At 59.9% G+C, this 17,570-nt stretch carries 14 protein-coding genes; 9 read left to right on the top strand and 5 right to left on the bottom strand.

Annotated features, from left to right (window positions below):
• Positions 1-186, bottom strand: a 186-nt coding sequence (locus IEW17_RS17130) for a hypothetical protein (protein ID WP_188563278.1), incomplete at its 3' end; no start/stop codon positions are given.
• A gap of 433 nt (positions 187-619) precedes the next feature.
• Between IEW17_RS17130 and IEW17_RS17125 the strand changes: the two genes are divergently transcribed.
• Positions 620-2,086, top strand: coding sequence for a hypothetical protein (locus IEW17_RS17125; RefSeq protein ID WP_229749089.1), 1,467 nt, complete (start codon positions 620-622; stop codon positions 2,084-2,086).
• A 67-nt stretch (positions 2,087-2,153) separates the two neighbouring features.
• On the opposite strand, the gene IEW17_RS17120 is transcribed toward IEW17_RS17125, so the two are convergent.
• The 3 genes from IEW17_RS17120 to IEW17_RS17110 form a co-directional block, all read right to left on the bottom strand.
• Complete coding sequence (locus IEW17_RS17120; protein ID WP_188563276.1) at positions 2,154-4,211, bottom strand: OmpA family protein; 2,058 nt, start codon at positions 4,209-4,211, stop codon at positions 2,154-2,156.
• Positions 4,212-4,363: 152 nt separating this feature from the next.
• A complete protein-coding gene (locus IEW17_RS17115) occupies positions 4,364-5,437 on the bottom strand; it encodes a tetratricopeptide repeat protein (RefSeq protein ID WP_188563275.1) in 1,074 nt (357 codons plus the stop codon).
• Between the two features lie 92 nt (positions 5,438-5,529).
• Entirely contained in the window at positions 5,530-6,576 is a 1,047-nt protein-coding gene (locus tag IEW17_RS17110; RefSeq protein ID WP_188563274.1) for an acetamidase/formamidase family protein, read from the bottom strand.
• Between the two features lie 371 nt (positions 6,577-6,947).
• Between IEW17_RS17110 and moeB the strand changes: the two genes are divergently transcribed.
• The 8 genes from moeB to IEW17_RS17075 all read left to right on the top strand — a co-directional run bounded on the left by moeB (position 6,948) and on the right by IEW17_RS17075 (position 16,969).
• The gene (gene moeB / locus IEW17_RS17105) at positions 6,948-8,054 is read left to right on the top strand and encodes a molybdopterin-synthase adenylyltransferase MoeB (protein ID WP_229749088.1); all 1,107 of its coding nucleotides are present in this window, start codon (positions 6,948-6,950) and stop codon (positions 8,052-8,054) included.
• Between the two features lie 542 nt (positions 8,055-8,596).
• Positions 8,597-10,843, top strand: coding sequence for an ATP-binding protein (locus IEW17_RS21060; RefSeq protein ID WP_229749087.1), 2,247 nt, complete (start codon positions 8,597-8,599; stop codon positions 10,841-10,843).
• A gap of 2 nt (positions 10,844-10,845) precedes the next feature.
• On the top strand, positions 10,846-13,062 hold the full coding sequence (locus IEW17_RS21055; RefSeq protein ID WP_229749086.1) for an ATP-binding protein: 2,217 nt from the start codon (positions 10,846-10,848) through the stop codon (positions 13,060-13,062).
• 153 nt (positions 13,063-13,215) lie between these two features.
• Positions 13,216-14,610, top strand: a complete 1,395-nt coding sequence (locus tag IEW17_RS17090; protein WP_188563273.1) for a sensor histidine kinase — start codon at positions 13,216-13,218, stop codon at positions 14,608-14,610.
• A gap of 331 nt (positions 14,611-14,941) precedes the next feature.
• The gene (locus IEW17_RS21050) at positions 14,942-15,142 is read left to right on the top strand and encodes a hypothetical protein (protein WP_229749085.1); all 201 of its coding nucleotides are present in this window, start codon (positions 14,942-14,944) and stop codon (positions 15,140-15,142) included.
• Positions 15,133-15,381: a sensor histidine kinase gene (locus IEW17_RS21045; protein WP_229749084.1), complete on the top strand. Its 249-nt coding sequence runs from the start codon at positions 15,133-15,135 to the stop codon at positions 15,379-15,381. Before IEW17_RS21050 ends, IEW17_RS21045 begins: the two co-directional genes overlap by 10 nt.
• A gap of 51 nt (positions 15,382-15,432) precedes the next feature.
• On the top strand, positions 15,433-15,810 hold the full coding sequence (locus IEW17_RS17080; RefSeq protein ID WP_188563272.1) for a response regulator: 378 nt from the start codon (positions 15,433-15,435) through the stop codon (positions 15,808-15,810).
• Between the two features lie 112 nt (positions 15,811-15,922).
• Positions 15,923-16,969 (top strand): adenylate/guanylate cyclase domain-containing protein, encoded by a 1,047-nt coding sequence (locus IEW17_RS17075; protein WP_188563271.1) that lies wholly within the window; start codon positions 15,923-15,925, stop codon positions 16,967-16,969.
• 33 nt (positions 16,970-17,002) lie between these two features.
• Here the strand turns inward: IEW17_RS17075 and IEW17_RS21525 are convergent, their stop codons facing one another.
• Positions 17,003-17,203: a hypothetical protein gene (locus IEW17_RS21525; protein WP_373286171.1), complete on the bottom strand. Its 201-nt coding sequence runs from the start codon at positions 17,201-17,203 to the stop codon at positions 17,003-17,005.
• Positions 17,204-17,570 lie beyond the last annotated feature (367 nt).

Genomic DNA, 17,570 nt, shown 5'->3' with positions numbered 1-17,570 from the left:
AATGTCGCCGCCCCAGCCGCTGCTGCCGCCCGCGGCAATGTCGCCGCCCCAGCCGCTGCTGCCGCCGATAACGTTGGTTGTCATGCTGGTTGCGGTAGCTAAATCCTGCGAGGTAGTGGTTTGCTGATTTGCGCTGGCGGTGAGGTTAGCGAATTGGAGCAAGGCGAAGGCGAGGATGTTTAGCACGATTGAGAAGGATTAAAGAGCATGTCAGTTGTTTGACTGACACAAAGTTGAAGCCTTCTTCAAGCGTATAAAAGGACACTATTAGGTTAATGATGACTTGTGTACAAGTCATAACTTAAATAACTAAAAAGAGAAATAAAATATAAATCAGTCTTCAATCGTTGCAGGCCAATTTTTTTGTTTAAAGATTCCAAAAAAAGCGGTCAAATTGTGACTTCAAACAGCCTAGATGGACTGATTTTACCATGATACAAAGGTTGCAGCAATACTATCAATGAAGAAAGGAAGGAATGCCTGATTTTGTGACATCGTTTTTCACCCCTACCTTTCCTGAAAAACGCCAGATACGTCCTGTTTTACGGTTTTTGTGATGAATGAAATTGCGAATTTGACGCGAATTGTGACATCTCGTAGCTTGGCTTCTTTGCCAATATTGGACCTCCACGGCCGGCAATCGAATAAGGAAAACCAACTTGTTGCGGCTCTGACCAAAGCTCCGGAGGCCACGCAGCTGCAAGTAGTGAAAGCCCTGTATGGCAAAGCCACCACTACCAATGTACGCGCACTCCAGAAGCTGCAGTCGCGGGTGCGCAGCAAGCTGCTGAACCAGCTGTACTTTCTCGACCATTCCGACCCCCGGCATTTGGTGTCGCGCCGCTACGAGTTAGAATGTCTGGATTTGCTGCACAAAGTGAGTATTCTGTACGCTGAGCGCGAATACAAGCTCTCGGAGCGGCTGATGATGCGGTGCCTGCGGCTGGCCGAGACGGGGGAATTTACCCAATACGCGGTGCAAAGCGCCCGCATGCTGCGCAACCTCTACGCCGAGCAGCGGCAGCCTATTCAGTACAAGAAGATAACGCAGGTGCTGCTGCGCGCCCAGCAGGTACTGGCCTGGGAGGACGAAGCTGAGCAATTATATTTCGATACGCAACTGACCCTCAACGGAACGGTGGCCGCCCGCCGGGCCGTGCTGGCGCTCCTGCCCGACCGCATTGCGCAGGTTGAAACCCTGAACCAGCGGGCGCGCAGCTTCACCACCTTCAATATTCTGTACCGCCTTCGGCTGGCGTATGAGGAGCAGCAAGGCAACTATCAGGAAATCATAAAGGCCACAGCGGCGGCCTCACGGCGCTGGCGCGATGGCAAGCTCAACGCCCGGCGGTTTGATATTCGCTACAACCATTTTATGAGCATCTATGCCTACCTGCGCGGTCGGCAATCGGTGCAGGGGCTGCAACTGGCCGAGCAATACGTGCGGGATTTTCATCAGTCGTCCAAAAATTGGTTCTACTTTGAGGAGCACCACGTGCTGCTAGCCCTGCATGCCCAGCAATACGAGCGGGCCCAGCAACTGCAGTTGGAAATAAGCAAAAACCCGGCTTACCCGATGCAGCGGGAGGCCGCACTGCAGCGCTGGGACCTATACAAGTCGTACATCGATTTTGTGCTGCCACCCCAGCGTGTGCTCACGCCCCGCCAACGCCAAATGGCTCAGTGGGTGCTGCAGCTGCCCGAGTACAGCCGCGACAAGCGCGGCCACAACGTGGCTATTCTGGTGCTGCAAGTGCTGTATTTTTTGCGTGAGCGCCGCCTCGAAGAAGTGCTGATGCGCCTCGAAAGCCTGCGTAAGTACCAGCAGCGCCATCTCTCTGAAGCCACCACGCTGCGCAGCCGCCTGTTTCTGAGCCTGTTGCAGGTGATAGTGGAAAAGAATTTCGACGCGGCCAAGGCGGCGGTGCGCGGCCAAACCCTACTGCAGCAGCTAAAGGATACGCCGCCCCCCGGTGAAGCCTTTGCCGAGGTCGAAATTATTCCTTACGAGCACCTGTGGGCGTTGGTGCTGGGCCTGCTGCGCGACGGCTCGCCCGTAGCCGTGGTCACGGAAGTGGCAGCATAGCGGGTGGCACGCAGGAACTGGCAGGCAGCCTCTTGGGCGCGGCCTGAAACAAGCAGCGCACGCGCAACTATTTGGCCGTCACCTTAAACTCGGTGCGGCGGTTGAGCTGGCGGTTGGCTTTGGTGGTGTTGGGTGCTTCCGGCTTCGTTTCGCCGTATCCGGCGGCGGTGAGGCGGGCAGCGGCTACGCCGTGCTGCGTGAGGTAGGCGACCACGGCCTGGGCGCGGCGCTGGCTAAGGTCCTGGTTCATGGCGGCGTCGCCCACATCATCCGTGTGGCCGGCCATTTCCAGCTTCAGGGCCGGCGTTTCGGTGAGGAGCTTTTGCAGGCGCTCCAGCTCGGCGGTGCTTTCGGGGCGCAGGGTGGCCTTTCCGGTGTCGAAGAAAATATTGCGCAGCACGATGGTGGTACCTATTTCCAGCCGTTTCAGCGGGATGTCCTTCACCACTTCGGCAAATGCTGCGCCGGCGGGCAGGTCAAAATTTTCGGAGTGAAACAGGTAGCTGTCCTGCCGCACCACAATGCCGTAGTTGGTGCCCGAAGGCAGGCTGACGAGGTAACGGCCCGAAGTGGCGTTGCTGCGGAAGTTGGCAATGGTCTGACCACTGGTGTTGTCGATGAGGTCGATGGCCGCGTCCAGCGGCTGGTGGGTGGCATCGTCGGTCACGGTGCCTTTCAGTATGGTGACCTGGGCGGTGGCCACGGCCACGGCGGGGGCTAATACCGCTTGCTTCACCGGAGCCAGGCGCGAGGCCAGCAATTGGTCCTCCTCATTGAGCACAGGCTGTTTTTCGGGGCCGAGGAAGGTGATGCGGTAGATGTCCTTCGCGCCCAGGCCGCCGGGCCGGTCGCTGGAGTAGTAGCCGTGCCGCCCCGAGGCCGAGGTCACAAAAAACACGTCGTCGTCGGGCGTATTGATGGGCCAGCCCAGGTTCTCCGGCTCGCTCCATTTGCCGTTCTCGTACACCGATTTGAAGATGTCGTAGCCGCCCATCGAGTTATGGCCTTCCGAGGAGAAGAACATGGTTTTGCCATCGGGCTGCATAAACACCCCCTCCTCACCATAGGCCGTGTTGATGACCGGCCCCAGGTTCACGGGCGTGTTTTTGCCGGCTAAATCAACCTTGTAAATATCGGAGCCGCCCGCTCCGCCGTCCCGGTCGCTCACGAAATACAGTAACCGGCCATCGGGCGAGTAGCTGGCCGACGTTTCGTGGCTGTTGGTGTTGATGCGGCTGTTCAGTCGGCGGGGCTTGTCCCAGGTCGCACCGCCGAGGGTGGCTTCGAGCAAATCGCCGCCGTTGGTGCCGGCGTACACCAGCATGCGCTGGCCGTCGGGAGCCAGGCCCACGGTGGCGTTGTGGTCGTCGGTGTTCACGGGCGCGCCCAGGTTGGCGGCTGCGCTCCAGGCCTTGCCACGCCAGGTAGCCTGGTAAATGTCTTCGAAAAAGCCGTTGCCTTCGGGGTCCTTCTTGCCGCCCGTCGAGCCCGCCCGGCGCGAGGTGATGAGGATGGTCGACTCATCGGCCGATACCACCGGGCCGTAATCCGAGGCCGAGGAGTTCAGCTCCGGCCCGGCATTGTCGATGAACACGCGGGCGGGGCGGGCCATCAGCTTCTGGCCGTTGCGGCACTCCAGCATGCGGCGCTGCAAGTCGTTGGCGGTGAAGGATTGAGCATCACCGTTGCGCGTGTTGTTGCCCACGGGCTTGGCCTGCTGGTATTCGCCAATGGCTTCGGTCCATTTGGCGCTTAGGTGCAGGGCGCGGGCCAACAGGTAGTGCGTGCGGGCATCGGCCGTCACGTCGAGCTTCGCGGCTTTGCGCAGGTAGGGCAGGGCGGCGGTTTTGGTAGCAGAGTTGAGGTAGCAGTCGCCGATTTTCACGTTTAGCGCCGCGTTGTTGGGGTTGAATGTCTGGGCGGCCAGAAAATGCGGCAGCGCCTGAGCGTAGCGCGGTGGGTCGGCGCGGTATTCCTCGTCGCCGGTTTTCAACTCGCGCAGGGCTTCGCGTAATCCTTCTTTGTTGTCGCCAAAATTATCTTTGGTAAAGGCTGTGCTTTGCGCGGCAACGGGCAGCGCGGCGGCGAGTAAGAGCAGGATTAGCAGGCGATTGAGGGAAGGCATCGCGTTGGTTTTAAAATAAATGCGGCCGTCATGTCGAGCATTCTGTGCATCAAGCAGAGACCGAGACATCTCGCTCGAAGTCGTTGATTGCTATTGCACGCGAGATGTCTCGGCTACGCTCGACATGACGTTCTGAACAAATGAAGGGGCCTTTACTCTGCCGTCTCGCCCGCGCAGCCGGCGGCGGCGGCGTAGCTATTGCCCACCGTCAGGCCCAACTCGGCGGCTTTGCGCCAATCCTGGCAGGCTTCCTCGGCTTGGCGGAGCATTTCGCGGGCGTGGCCGCGGTTGAGGTAAGCTTCAGCATAATCCGGTTTTAGCTTAATGGCGGCGCTGGCATCGGCGGCGGCATCGGTGTATTTTTCCAGCTTGAGCTGGCCGGCGGCGCGGTTATTCCAGGCGTAAGCGTACTTCGCGTCAAGCTGCAGGGCCTGGCTGAAATCGGCGATGGCGCCGGCGTAATCCTTGTTTTCGAAGCGGGCGCCGCCCCGATTATTGAACGCAAGCGCATTGTCGCTTTTCCGGGCGAGGTAGGCGTCGTAGTCCTTCAGCGCCTGGGGCAGCTGACCGGTGTGGCGCTCGGCGGTGGCCCGGTTCAGCAGGGCGGATAGCAGGTCGGGCTGCAAGGCCAGGGCCTGCGTATAGTCCTGCGTGGCGGCGGCGTAGTTATTAAGCCTTTGCTGGGCGCTGGCGCGGTCGTGGTAGGCGTACGCCAGCTTGGGGTCGGCCTTGATGGCGCCGTCGAAATCGTCGCGGGCAGCCTGGTAGTTGCCTTTTTCGAAGCGCAGCACGCCGCGGTTGTACCAGGCGGGTCCGTAATCGGGCTTGGCTTTCAGGGCTTCGGAGTAGTCCTGTTCGGCTTCGGCGAGGTGGTCCTGGGCCTCGTGGGCGCGGGCCCGACCAAAGTAGCTGGCGTAGTTGCTGGGCTCCAGCTTCAAGGCCTGGTCGTAGTCGGTAAGGGCCTGGGGGTACTCTTTCAACTCGTAGCGGGTACCGGCGCGGTTGGTGTAGGCGGCGGCAAAATCAGGCTTAGCGGCAATGGCTTGGTCGAAGCTGGCCAGGGCCGCCGGGTAGCGCTGCTGGTTGAAGCTGACCAGGCCGCTGTTGTAGGCTTTCTCGGCCAGCTGCGGGCCGGGCAGGGTGCTGGCCCGCACGGTATCAACCTGCGCCTGCGCGGCAAAAGAGGTACCCACCAACACGAGAAAAAGTAGAGCATTTTGCATCATAGCCAGAAAATACTTCGAACAGGCAGCGGAGGCAACGAAGATATTGGATATTTTGATTCTATGCCATCGAATAGAAGCCGTCATGCTTCCCTTTACTTCTCCACCTTCTTCGCCTTCGCCTTCCCAAAAATGCTCTTGGGTAAAATCATGTGCGCCCCGCGAGTACCGTCTACCACCTGAGTTACTTCGAGGTCGCCGGCCGCGCTGCACAGCATGTAGGCATCATCGCGGCTCAAGTGCTTTTCGGTTACCAGGAAGGCAATCATTTCGCGCACCGCGTCCTTGGCGGCCAGGGTCAAATCCTCGTTCAGGCCCATGCTGATGTAGGCGGTGGGGGTTTCGGCGCGGGGTAGGGTGAGGTGCAGGTCTTTGCGCACGATGAACTGCAACGTGCCCGTGAGCGAGGTTTCCAGGGCCGTGATATCGACTTCGCCGTTACCCTGCGCGGCGTGCCCGTCGCCCACAAAAAACAGCGCTCCCGCCGCGTGGACCGGTAAATACAGCGTGGTACCGGCCACCAGCTCCTTATTATCAAGGTTGCCGCCGTGGATGCCGGGCGGCGCACTGTTGATGCGGCCCGCGGCGGCCGGCGGGGCCACGCCCATACTCCCAAAAAACGGCCGCAGCGGAATGTCGATGCCCGGCAGAAAGTGCGCCACCATTTTCTTTTCATCGAGCGGAATGATGCGCATTTTGGCGTAACCGAAATCCTCCGGAATGAAGCCGCTTTTGGCCCCAAAGGCGTTGTAGGCGTAGGGAATGGCCAGTTTGACGGATTGGATTCGAACTTCCAGCACGTCGCCCGGCTCGGCTCCTTCCACGAAAATGGGACCGGTGAGGATGTGCCCGCCCGGCCCCTTGTTGGTGACGTGCTCAGTGATATCGCGCAGGGCGGGCTCGACCTGCGCGGCGGGCAGGCCCGCGCCTTCCAGCCGGGCCGGGGTGGAGGTGATGAGCGTGTGCACCGTCACGGTTTCGCCCGACTTGATGCGGAGCACGGACGGTGCGGCGGCATCGTAGTAGCCCCAGGCGGCGGTGGCGGGCGTAATGGGCAGCTGGTGCTGAGCCCAAGCGGCGGGCGCGAGGCCGAATACGAGCAGCAGGTAAACGATGGCAGGAGGCAGGCAGCGGACTTTCATGCCGACAAGGTCGCCCGGCTACCGCAAAGAATTGGTGAATAAGACGGCTAAGAAACAGCGCGAGCCTGAAAACTGCGTTTCTGGCAGCTCAGCGCATTAAATAAAAGCCATTTTATTATTATGTTAAATAAATAAACTGCGCAAACAAGCCATTATACGTGCTGATTCAGCTCAGGCCAGACGGGCAAATATAGCGCGAGGCAAGCACCATCAGGACTAGCGAGGTGGGCGGCGGCGGCTTTTTCGGATGCCGCAAGCGCGGTTGGAGTCAGTGGTGGAGGCTGAGTGCGCGCATTTGGAATGAAATTGCAGCTTTCGGCCGTCAAGCTGCGGCCTAATTTGTTTATCCATCGTCCTGTTGCTGCCAACTTATGATGCTTCCTACTGACTCAGCCCTTTCTGCCGCCGAAACCAACCGCTACAGTCGGCACCTGCTGCTGCCTGAAATCGGCCTGGCCGGCCAACAGAAGTTGAAAGCCGCCCGTGTGCTGGTAGTGGGCTGCGGCGGTCTGGGCTGCCCGGTGCTGCAATACTTAGCGGCTGCTGGCGTGGGCACCCTGGGCCTGCTCGACTTCGATACCGTAGACGATAGCAACCTGCAGCGCCAGGTGCTTTTTGCCACCGCCGATGTGGGCCAGCCCAAAGCCTTGGTAGCCACCGAGAAGCTGCGCGCTCAAAACCCATTCATCACGCTGCAAACGCACCAAGTGGTGCTTTCAGCCGCCAACGCGCTGGCCCTGTTTGCTGGCTACGACTTGGTGGTGGACTGCTCCGACAATTTTGCCACTCGCTACTTGGTGAACGACGCGTGCGTGGTGCTGGGCAAGCCGCTGGTGTTCGGGGCCATCTTCAAGTTTGAGGGTCAGGTGTCGGTGTTCAATTACCAAAACGGCCCCACCTACCGTTGCCTGCACCCCGTGCCGCCCGCCCCCGGCGATGCTCCCAACTGCGCTCAAATTGGCGTGTTGGGTGTATTGCCTGGCCTGATTGGTACCATGCAGGCAAACGAGGCCCTGAAAATCATTCTGCAAATAGGGGAGGTGCTGAGCGGCCGTTTGCTGCTGGTAGACGTCCTGAGCATGCGCTTCCAAACCATTCGCTTTCGTGCGGTGGCGGCCAACCAGCAGCTCATTCGCCTAGCCGACGATTACGCTGCCTTCTGCGGCGAGGCCCCATTGGAAGCCCTGGCAGCGCGCGCCCCCGAAATCAGCGCCGATGAGCTGAAAGCGTGGCAGCACAGCGGCCGGCCCCTGCAGCTGCTCGATGTGCGCGAGCCGCACGAATATGCCCGGCGCAACATTGGCGGGCAGCTCCTGCCTTTGAGGCAGCTAGCGGAACATGTCAGCGCCATTCGGCCTGATGTGCCTGTGGTGATACACTGCGCCAGTGGCGTGCGCAGCCAGCAGGCCGCGCAGCTGCTTCTAGCCCACGGGTTCGTTGAAATTTATTCGCTGCGCAATGGCCTGGCCGACTACTGAGCAGCGGCGCTGATTCAAATTAAATAAACCGCAAAGCTCAGCTGTTATAATACCAAGTAACTGACGCTAAAATTCTTATTACGCTTTATCAAATAACTGAATAAAGGGCAGTTGCAGTAAATGCTCAGAACTGCTAGCTTTGCAAGCAAAAGACTAAATAATATATATTTCATACAAAAATATTATTTAATGACTCATGTTTTTATGGGTAGTTCTCTTTTTTGGTGAATGCCTCACCCTTGATATTACTATCTGCCTGTCTGTCTGTTGTTTGCTTGACAAACAGGTAATGCATTCGTGAGTGAGAACATTAACAATATTGTAATTATGCCATCTTTATGCAATTGAAACGTTGCAAAGTTGTCGATAGCAATTAGCTTTGCCCCTTTCTGAAAGTTAATTTTCTATAAACCAAGTGCTTATTCATATTCGTTAGCTATGAATCCCTACCATCCATACACCTGGCCGAAACAATGGGCTAGGACACCGTGGGGTAGGTTGCCGGGCGTTGGGCATAGCCATTCATAAGCCTTGGTTTGCCCATGAAATGGATTTTTACAGCCGTAGCTTTTTGGGTATTGAGTGGGCCCTTGCTGGCGCAGCGGTACTACTGGGATGCGAACTATGATTCGCTGGCCCTGGTGCTGCCGCAGCAGCGCACCGATACGGCTCGGCTGCGCACCGTGCTCCACCTGCTCGACCTGCACCCCACCAACCCGCAGGCCCTGCCCTTGCTCGACCAGCTGCTGGCCCTGAATCGGCGCCTGCAAACCGTGGACGCTGCGCCTTACCGCCGCTTGCGCGCCGGCCTGCTGCTGCGGCAGCGCGGCACCGCCGATGCCGCAGCCCTGGACACCATGAAAGCTGCCGTAGCCGATTTTGACCGGGTGGGCCGGCCCATTCCGTGGCTGCTGATGGACCTGGTGGTGTTCTACAACCGCCTGAACCAGATGGCCGCCCGCAAGCAGTACTACGAAGAAAAGCTCGCGTATTATCAGCTGCGCCGGGCCACCGAAAACATTGCCGCCTGCTACGTATCGCAGGCCGCCTACTACCGGCGCATGGGCGACTACAACCGGGCCATCAACCAAAGCTTGCGCGCGGTGGATACGGCCGAGCAGTTTAGCCGCACCGTCTACATCAACGAGCTGCTGGTGACCGGGGCTGTTTATGCCGACTGGGGCAACATCGGTAAAGCCGTGCAATACTTGGACCAGGCCCGCGCCCTGCCCGAGTTCCGGCGGGTGCAGGGCACCAACCGCGTGTTTACGTTTCTGGCGTTGTCGGACCTCTACCAGCAGCAGCAGCAATACCCGGCGGCGCTGCGGTCGGCCGATTCGGCCCTGGTGGCCCGCTTTAACGACGGCTATGAGCGCCGCATGAACGAGGCTTGCGCGCTGGTGCGCAAGGCGGCGGTGCTGTTGCAAATGCAGGCCCCTGCTAAGGCTTTGCCCTTGCTGCGCCGGGCCCAGCAGCTCGACGATTCCCTGGTCCTGCCCATGTCGGCCAAGCCCGGTGAGTTTGAGTTGGACGCGACCTGGGCCCAGTACTACGAAGCCCGACAGGATTATGCCCGCGCCGAGCAGCATTGGCTGCTGGCCTACCAAAAAGCCACCGTGGCCCACCTCGACAAGCTGCGCCCCAAGTACCTCAAGCAGCTGGCAGCCTTCTACGATGCCCGGGGCAAGCCGGCGCTGGCCCAGCGCTACGCCAAGGCCTACATGGCGCATACCGATACCTTTAATACTGCGCAGCGCACCTTTCACGTGGCCCAATACGAAAGCGAACGAATTGAGCAGTCCCACATGGCCCAGATTAACGACCTGCGCGAAGCCCAGGCTGTGCAGGCCGTGCGCCTGCGTCTGGGCCGGCGGCTGCTGCTGGGGGCGGTGCTGGCAGTGATGCTGATTTCGGGCCTGGGCGTGTTCATCTACCGGCAGCTGCAAGTGAACCGACGCACGCTGGTGCAGCTCCGCCAAACCCAAGGCCAGCTGGTGCAGGCCGAGAAAATGGCCTTTCTGGGCGAGCTCACGGCGGGTATTGCCCACGAGCTGCAAAACCCGCTCAACTTCATGAAAAACTTCGCCGAAGTCAGTACCGACTTGGTCGATGATATGCACGGCAACGAGCGGACTCTGGGAAAAGGGGCCGATGGGCTGGAGGCCGAAATTCTGGCGGGCCTGAAGCAGAATCTGCAGCAAATCAGCCAGCACGGCCAGCGGGCCTCATCCATCATCAAGGATATGCTGGCTCACTCGCGGGCCGGCACCGGCCGGCGCCAGCCCACCGACCTCAACGCCCTGGCCGACGAGTCGCTCATGCTGGCCTACGAAGGGCTACAGGCCCAAGATAAGGATTTTTGCGCTACGCTGAACAAGGAATTCGACTCCCGGTTGGGGACGATTTCGGTGGTGACTCAGGACTTGGGCCGGGTGCTGCTCAACCTGTGCACCAATGCCCTGTATGCCGTGCGCCAGCGCCAGCTGGAAGCCGCTTTGGTAGCTGCTGGGGTGCCCGGGCCCGACTACCAGCCCACCGTAACCGTGAGCACCCGCCGGCCGAGGGGAAAGTCCGTGGAAATTCGGATTCGTGACAATGGTACCGGCATTCCCGAGCAGGTGCAGGCCCGTATCTTTCAGCCCTTCTTCACCACCAAGCCCGAGGGCGAGGGCACGGGCCTGGGGCTGTCGCTGAGCTATGATATTGTGACCAAGGGCCATGGTGGCACCCTCACGGTGGCCAGCCGCGAAGGAGAAGGCACCGAATTTCTCATTATTCTGCCCGCCTAACTGTGGTTCATTCACTTGTTCGAACACTGGTGGTGCTGGCGCTGCTGGTGGGCCTGGCCCCGGGCCGGGCCGCCGCGCAGGCCGCGCCCGATACCGCCCACGCCGTGCTGCGCACCGTGCCGGCCACGGGCACCGTGCTCGACCACGGCTGGAAGTTCAAAGCCGGCGATGACCCGGCCTGGGCCCATCCCGATTTCGATGACCGCGCCTGGGCTCCCATCAATCCCAACCAGCACCCCCAATTGCTGCCCCAGGTGCAGGCCGCCCGCATTGGCTGGCTGCGCCTGCGCCTGCAAGTGCCCGACAGCCTGCGTACCCGGGCGCTGGTGCTGCTGTTTCAGCAAACCTGCGCTTCCGAAGTATACCTCAACGGCCGCCTGTTGCACCGCTACGGCCGGGTGAGCGCCGTGCCCGGCCAGGTGCGCCCCGCGGGCTTCACCGCCGACCCATTGGAAGTACATTTTAGTGGCCCCACTGAGCAGGTGCTAGCCATTCGGTTTGCGCCCTGGCCGCCGCTGGCGTGGTTCAAGGACAACATCAATTTCATGCGCGTGCGCATCACGGGCCTGCCCGGCCTGCTGAAGCGCAACGTGGAGCGGGCGGTGGGGCCGGTGGCTAATTTTGCCACGTTCGCGGTGTTTTTACTGCTTAGCCTACTGCATCTGTCATTTCTGCGCTACAACCCGGCGCAGCGCGCCAACTTCTACTTTTCGCTGTATGCCGGGGCTGGGGCCTTGGGTTTTCTGGCGCTGTATGGCGGTTGGCAGGTGCAGGGCATGGCCGGCACGCTGGCGCTGGGCATGGTGGCCGATGTCTTTTTGCTGATGAGCTACGTGTGGGCAGTGCGGGCCCTTTACGCCCTGTTTGAGTACAAGCCGGGCCACACCTACACGGGCCTGTGGGCGGCGCTGGTAGTCTGCTTGGCCCTGAGTGAGTTCACCCAACTCACCTCATATTCGGTGCTGACGAGCTATTCGTTCGCGTTCTTTGGCTTTGTGGCCTTGGCCAGCGCCGAGCAGCTGCGCCTCACCATGCGGGCGCTGCGGCAGCGCAAGCGCGGGGCGGGCATCATCGCGGCCGGTTTTGTGGGGGCGCTGGTGTTTGCCTTCGTCTATGCGATGCTGATTATCACGCAGTCCCAGATTTCCTTCCGCGTGTCGTCGTCGCTCGTGGCCCTGATGGCGCTGGCCCCAGCCCTGAGCATTTCGCTATTCCTGGCCCGCGAGTTTGCCCTGAACAGCGAATTGCTGCTCGTGAAGCTGAGACAGGTGCAGGATTTGTCGGCCCAAACGCTGGTCCAGCAACAGGAAAAGCAGGCCCTGCTGGCCGCTCAAAACGAAGTGCTGGAGCGCGAAGTAGCCGCCCGCACCGCCGAAGTAGCCGGCCAGCGCGACCGCGCCGAACAAGCCCTCGGCGAGCTCAAAACTACCCAGCACCAGCTGGTGCAGGCCGAGAAAATGGCCTTTCTGGGCGAGCTCACGGCCGGCATCGCCCACGAGCTGCAGAACCCGCTCAACTTCATGAAAAACTTCGCCGAGGTCAGCACCGGCCTGGTCGACGACATGGATGGCGAGCGGCGCGACTCAATCCAGAGCGCGGGCCTGGAAACGGATATTTTGGTGGGCCTGAAGCAGAACTTGCAGCAAATCAGCCAGCACGGCCAGCGGGCCTCGTCCATCATTAAAGACATGCTGGCCCATTCGCGGGCCGGCACCGGCCCGCGCCAGCCCACCGACCTCAACGCCCTGGCCGATGAGGCGCTCACGCTGGCCTACGAAGGGCTGCTCACCACCGACAAATCCTTCCGGGCCACGCTGGCCCGCGAGTTTGACCCGGGCCTGGGCCCGGTGCCGGTGCTGTCGCAGGACCTGGGCCGGGTGCTGCTCAACCTGTGCACCAATGCCTTGTACGCTGTGCGCGAGCGGCAGCAAGTAGCGCGCGCGGCCCACTTGGCCTACGAACCCACCGTGACCGTAAGCACCGGCCGTACCCCGGGGCCGACCGTGGAAATCCGGGTGCATGACAACGGGGTGGGCATGCCGGCCCACGTGCGGGAAAAAGTATTCGAACCTTTCTTTACTACCAAGCCCGCGGGCGAGGGCACGGGCCTGGGCTTATCGATGAGCCACGACATCGTGACCAAAGGCCACGGCGGCACCCTCACGGTGCAAAGCCGCGAGGGCGAAGGCACCGAATTTCTTGTCACACTGCCCGTGTAATCAGGCATTAATGCTACATTTCGAGCGGATGGCCGGGGCCAGAATCGCATTCGGAGAAAGGTCCCGGTGGAAATAGTCAAATTTGCGGCATATGCCTCAGTTTCTGTGCTATTTTCTGCGCTGAAATAATCTACCTAGACTTTCTATTCTGCTATGAATCAGTCGGCTGTTTACGGCGAATTGCTCTTTTCGGCTCTGATTGCCGCGGGCATTGGGCGGGGGCTGAGTAAGTTTCTGGACCTGCCCCGGCGCCTGCCCCGCTGGAACCGGCTGCTGAGTTACCTCTGGGTGCCGGCCGCGGTATTGTTTCTGGCAATAGCCATCTTCAAGCTTCGTTCGCCGCTGATTGGCGAAGGCTACTTCCTGCTGGTATTAGTGCTGCTGCTGGCCGTGCTGCTGGCCGTGCGCTACCATCGGCCCGCCCGTACGCTGCTGTTTGCCATGGCTCCCTTCGTGCTTTACAAGGCGCTTGAGCTGCTACTTGAAGAGCCCGACGGCAAGCTGCCCAAAGCCTATGACGCCTTCATGGACACCACTCGGTACTTCGTGCTTATCTGGCTGATAACCTTTGTTTTTATTGCCCGAAGCCAGAAAAAGACGCTGGAAAAAGAGCGGCTGGTGCGCGAGGAAGAAGAAAAGGCCAAGCGCCTCATCGAGATTCAGAACGTAGAGCTGGAACGGCTGGTAGTCGAGCGCACCGCCGCCCTCACCACCCAGGCCGAGGAGCTGCGCGGGGCCCTCACCGAGCTGCGCACCACGCAGGCCCAGCTGGTGCAGAGCGAAAAAATGGCCAGCCTCGGCGAGCTCACGGCGGGCATTGCCCACGAAATTCAAAACCCGCTCAATTTCGTCAACAATTTTGCCGATGTGAGCGTGGAAATGCTGAGTGAGCTGCGCGAGGAGCAGGCCCGCCCCGAGCGTGACCTCGCCCTGGAAGCTGAGCTGCTGAGCGACATTTCCCAGAACCTGCAAAAGATTCATCACCACGGCCAGCGGGCGGCCAGCATCGTGAAGGGCATGCTGGAGCACAGCCGCGCCAGCACCGGCGAACGCCAGCCCATCGACCTCAACCACCTCGCCGACGAGTACCTCCGCCTGGCCTACCAGGGCCTGCGGGCCAAGGATAAATCATTCAACGCCACGCTGGTGACCGATTTTGCGGCCAACCTACCGCAGGTCGAAGCCATTGGCCCCGACTTGGGCCGGGTGTTACTCAACCTGTTCAGCAACGGCTTTTATGCCGTGCGCCAGCGCCAGCTGCGTGGCGAGGCCGGCTACGCGCCCACCGTGAGCGTGAGCACCGCCCGGCAAGGCGACGAGGTGGAAATCCGGGTGCGCGACAACGGCATGGGCATCCCGGAGGCGGTGCGGCAGAAAATATTCCAGCCGTTTTTCACCACCAAGCCCAGCGGCGAAGGTACCGGCCTGGGGCTGTCGCTGAGCTACGATATTGTGACCAAAGGCCACAGCGGTAGTATCACAGTCAACTCACAGGAAGGTAAATACACCGAGTTTCTGATTAGCTTGCCTATCCATCAGGCCGGGTAGCCGCGGGGCCGGAATGGGCAAGCGGCGCGGTCTGCTTTTACGCATACAGGGCAGTCTATTCAGGTATAGTGTTTTTATTGTGGTTCCGCAAAATTTTGCCCGCGCAAACCGCCACCGCCACCGCCGCTACCTGGCTGCGGTGCAACAGGCTGCTGCGAAAAGGTTGTGAATGTTCATGCATGTATTTGGAAATTAGTGTGCCAATAAGTTCTACCAGTTCGTTGTTCGCACGTCGGGTACTACATCGGTTGGGGCTGCTAGTGCTACTGCCGGGCTGCTGGCCGGGCCAGTAGCGGCCCAAGTATTGCCGCAGTCAGCCCAAAGCACGGCTGTGAATAGCCTGATGCAGCTGCTGGCCAAGGATAAAAACTTTGAGGCCCATCTGGTGACCTTGCTCGCCGCTGGCCTACCCGCCGTGGCCGCCGTGCCGCAAGACCTGGGCCGCGTGCTGATAAACCTGTTTACCAACGCGTTTCATGCCGTGCAGGAGCGCCGACCCGCCCCGCCGCTTACCAGCCCGAGGTGCAGGTAGCCACCCGCGCCGTGCCGGCCGGAGTTGAAATTCGCATTCGCGACAACGGCACCGGCATGCCCGAGGCCGTGCGGCAAAAAATCTTCCAGCCCTTCTTCACCACCAAAGCTTTGGGCGAGGGCACGGGCCTGGGCTTGTCGCTCAGCTTCGACATTGTGACCACCGGCCACGGCGGCACGCTGGTCGCGGAAAGCGAGGAAGGCGAGGGCACCGAATTTGTGGTCACGCTGCCTGCCTAAAGCGCGTTGGCACCTAACTTTGGTACTCTCCGGTTACTGAAAATATTTCCCATGCAAATTCTGGTTGTTGACGACGAAACGGACGTGCGCGACTTGTTCCAGCAGCGTTTCCGTCGCGAAATCCGCAACGGCGAGTTGCAGTTCAACTTCGCGTTTTCGGGCGAGGAAGCCCTGGGTTTTTTGCGGGCGCATCATTCCGAGGTACTCATCATCCTCTCCGACATTAATATGCCCGGCATGAGTGGGCTGGAATTGCTGGGCTACGTAAAAGAGGAGTTCGAGATGCCGCCCACCACCATGATGATGATTACGGCCTACGGCGACGACGAAAGCTACCGGCAGGCCATGGCGCTGGGAGCCAATGATTTTCTGGTTAAGCCCCTGGATTTTTCCGTACTCAAGAGTAAGTTATCGCAACTGAATTCCTGACGTAATAAGTGCGGAGTAATCCAGTAGTAAGTGGTCAGCGTTTGCGCCGCCACACTCCGTCCGCTGGGAGTGAAAACACGCGAACGGGACAGCTTACCCAACACTTTCTGCTATGAAAACAAAAATACTGGTGGTCGACGACGAAGCCGACCTTGAACTGCTTATCCGCCAGAAGTTTCGGCGTAAAATCCGCGAAAATATCTACGAGTTTGTGTTCGCTACCAACGGGCAGGAGGCCATCGAGCGCATCGCCGAGCATCCAGATATTGACATTATCCTCAGCGATATAAATATGCCGGTGATGGACGGGCTCACGCTGCTCTCGCTCACGCACGCCCAGCACCCGGCCATGAAAACGGTGATTGTGACGGCCTACGGCGACCTGGCCAACCTGCGCACGGCCATGAACCGTGGCGCGTTCGACTTCGTGGTGAAGCCCATCGATTTCACCGACCTGGAACTGACTATTGAGAAAACGGCCGACCAGGTGCGCCAGCTGCGCGACACGCTCCGGGCCATTCAGGAAAACAACATCCTGAAAATGTACGTCGATGAAACGGTGCTCAACTTCATGACCCGTCCCGACTTCAAAAACCGCCTGCTGGCCAGCGAAACGGTGGACGTGACGGTGGCTTTTATCGATATCTGCGGCTTCACTTCGATGGCCGAAAAGATGAACCCGACCGATTTGGTAAGCCTGCTCAATACCTATTTCGACCTGATGGTGAAGGAGGTAATTGCGCAGGGCGGCTACGTGGACAAGTTTATGGGCGATGCCGTGATGGCCGTGTTCCGGGGCGAGCACCACCTCGACCGGGCCATTGATGCGGCGCTATCGGCGCGGGCGGCACTGCAGCACAGCACCGCGCCGCTGCCGCCCGGCTTCGAGTACCGCCCCGAGGTCAGCATTGGCGTAAATACCGGCGAAGTTGTATCGGGCAACATTGGCTCGGTGTCGCTCAAACGTCTGGATTACACCATTATCGGCGACGTGGTGAACCTGTGCCAGCGCCTGCAGTCCTCTGCCAAGCCCGGCCAGATTATCATCAGCGAGGCGGTGTACCTCAAGGTCAAAGAGTCCTTCAAGGGCCAGTACGTGAGCGAGGTCGTGCTGAAGAACAAGGCCGAGCCCGTGAAAATCTACGAGGTGATGGAGTAGCGGCGATGAGAGGTTTTCTTAATAGACTTGTGCCTAAACGGGGTTTAAAATTTGCGTCAAATGCCAATTCCAGATAACGCAGGCGATTGCCATTACCCGGTCATTGAACGCATTGGATTTATTACGGAAGGCCTGCGCAACGCATCCGAGCCGTTTGGCTCCGCTGATGGCGTGTTCGACCTTGACGCGGCGGCGGGCGTGGGCACAATTGTCGGTGCGTTGAACATCGGTCAGGGCCGCAACGGGTTACTTTTTGCTGCGCCGGGGCTTGCGGTGGGGTCGGCTGCCGGCCGGTACGTCGTCGTGCTTTACCAAGCCTAGGTAGCCCAAATCGGCTAGCAGCGCGAACAAGCCCGGATTTGCAACAAATCCGTTTCTAAGCAGTTGAAAATCATGGGTGAACCCGCTTGTGGTCGGACCCAGGTAGTGGATGTAGCGGCTGGGGTCGGCAATGAGCGTGTTTTTACGGGTCAGTCTTTTTTTACCCAAGTAGTCGGCCTTGCGGTCCACGACGGCCTGCGAGCGGTGGTGGGGGCGTGTTGGTTGGCGTGGCGCTGATGCGCTTGGCTTGTTCCGGCCACGTTCACTGCCGCCCCTTTTT

The organism is Hymenobacter frigidus (genome assembly GCF_014640435.1).
GTDB lineage: Bacteria > Bacteroidota > Bacteroidia > Cytophagales > Hymenobacteraceae > Hymenobacter > Hymenobacter frigidus.
This window is presented reverse-complemented; position numbering and strand designations above follow the sequence as displayed.

What these genes read in the sequence shown, in the direction of transcription:
- IEW17_RS17120 (WP_188563276.1), bottom strand. Translation starts at nt 4,211, where the DNA reads ATGCCTTCCCTCAATCGCCTGCTAATCCTGCTCTTACTCGCCGCCGCG.
- IEW17_RS17115 (WP_188563275.1), bottom strand. Translation starts at nt 5,437, where the DNA reads ATGATGCAAAATGCTCTACTTTTTCTCGTGTTGGTGGGTACCTCTTTT.
- IEW17_RS17110 (WP_188563274.1), bottom strand. Translation starts at nt 6,576, where the DNA reads ATGAAAGTCCGCTGCCTGCCTCCTGCCATCGTTTACCTGCTGCTCGTA.
- moeB (WP_229749088.1), top strand. Translation starts at nt 6,948, where the DNA reads ATGATGCTTCCTACTGACTCAGCCCTTTCTGCCGCCGAAACCAACCGC.
- IEW17_RS21060 (WP_229749087.1), top strand. Translation starts at nt 8,597, where the DNA reads ATGAAATGGATTTTTACAGCCGTAGCTTTTTGGGTATTGAGTGGGCCC.
- IEW17_RS17090 (WP_188563273.1), top strand. Translation starts at nt 13,216, where the DNA reads ATGAATCAGTCGGCTGTTTACGGCGAATTGCTCTTTTCGGCTCTGATT.
- IEW17_RS17080 (WP_188563272.1), top strand. Translation starts at nt 15,433, where the DNA reads ATGCAAATTCTGGTTGTTGACGACGAAACGGACGTGCGCGACTTGTTC.
- IEW17_RS17075 (WP_188563271.1), top strand. Translation starts at nt 15,923, where the DNA reads ATGAAAACAAAAATACTGGTGGTCGACGACGAAGCCGACCTTGAACTG.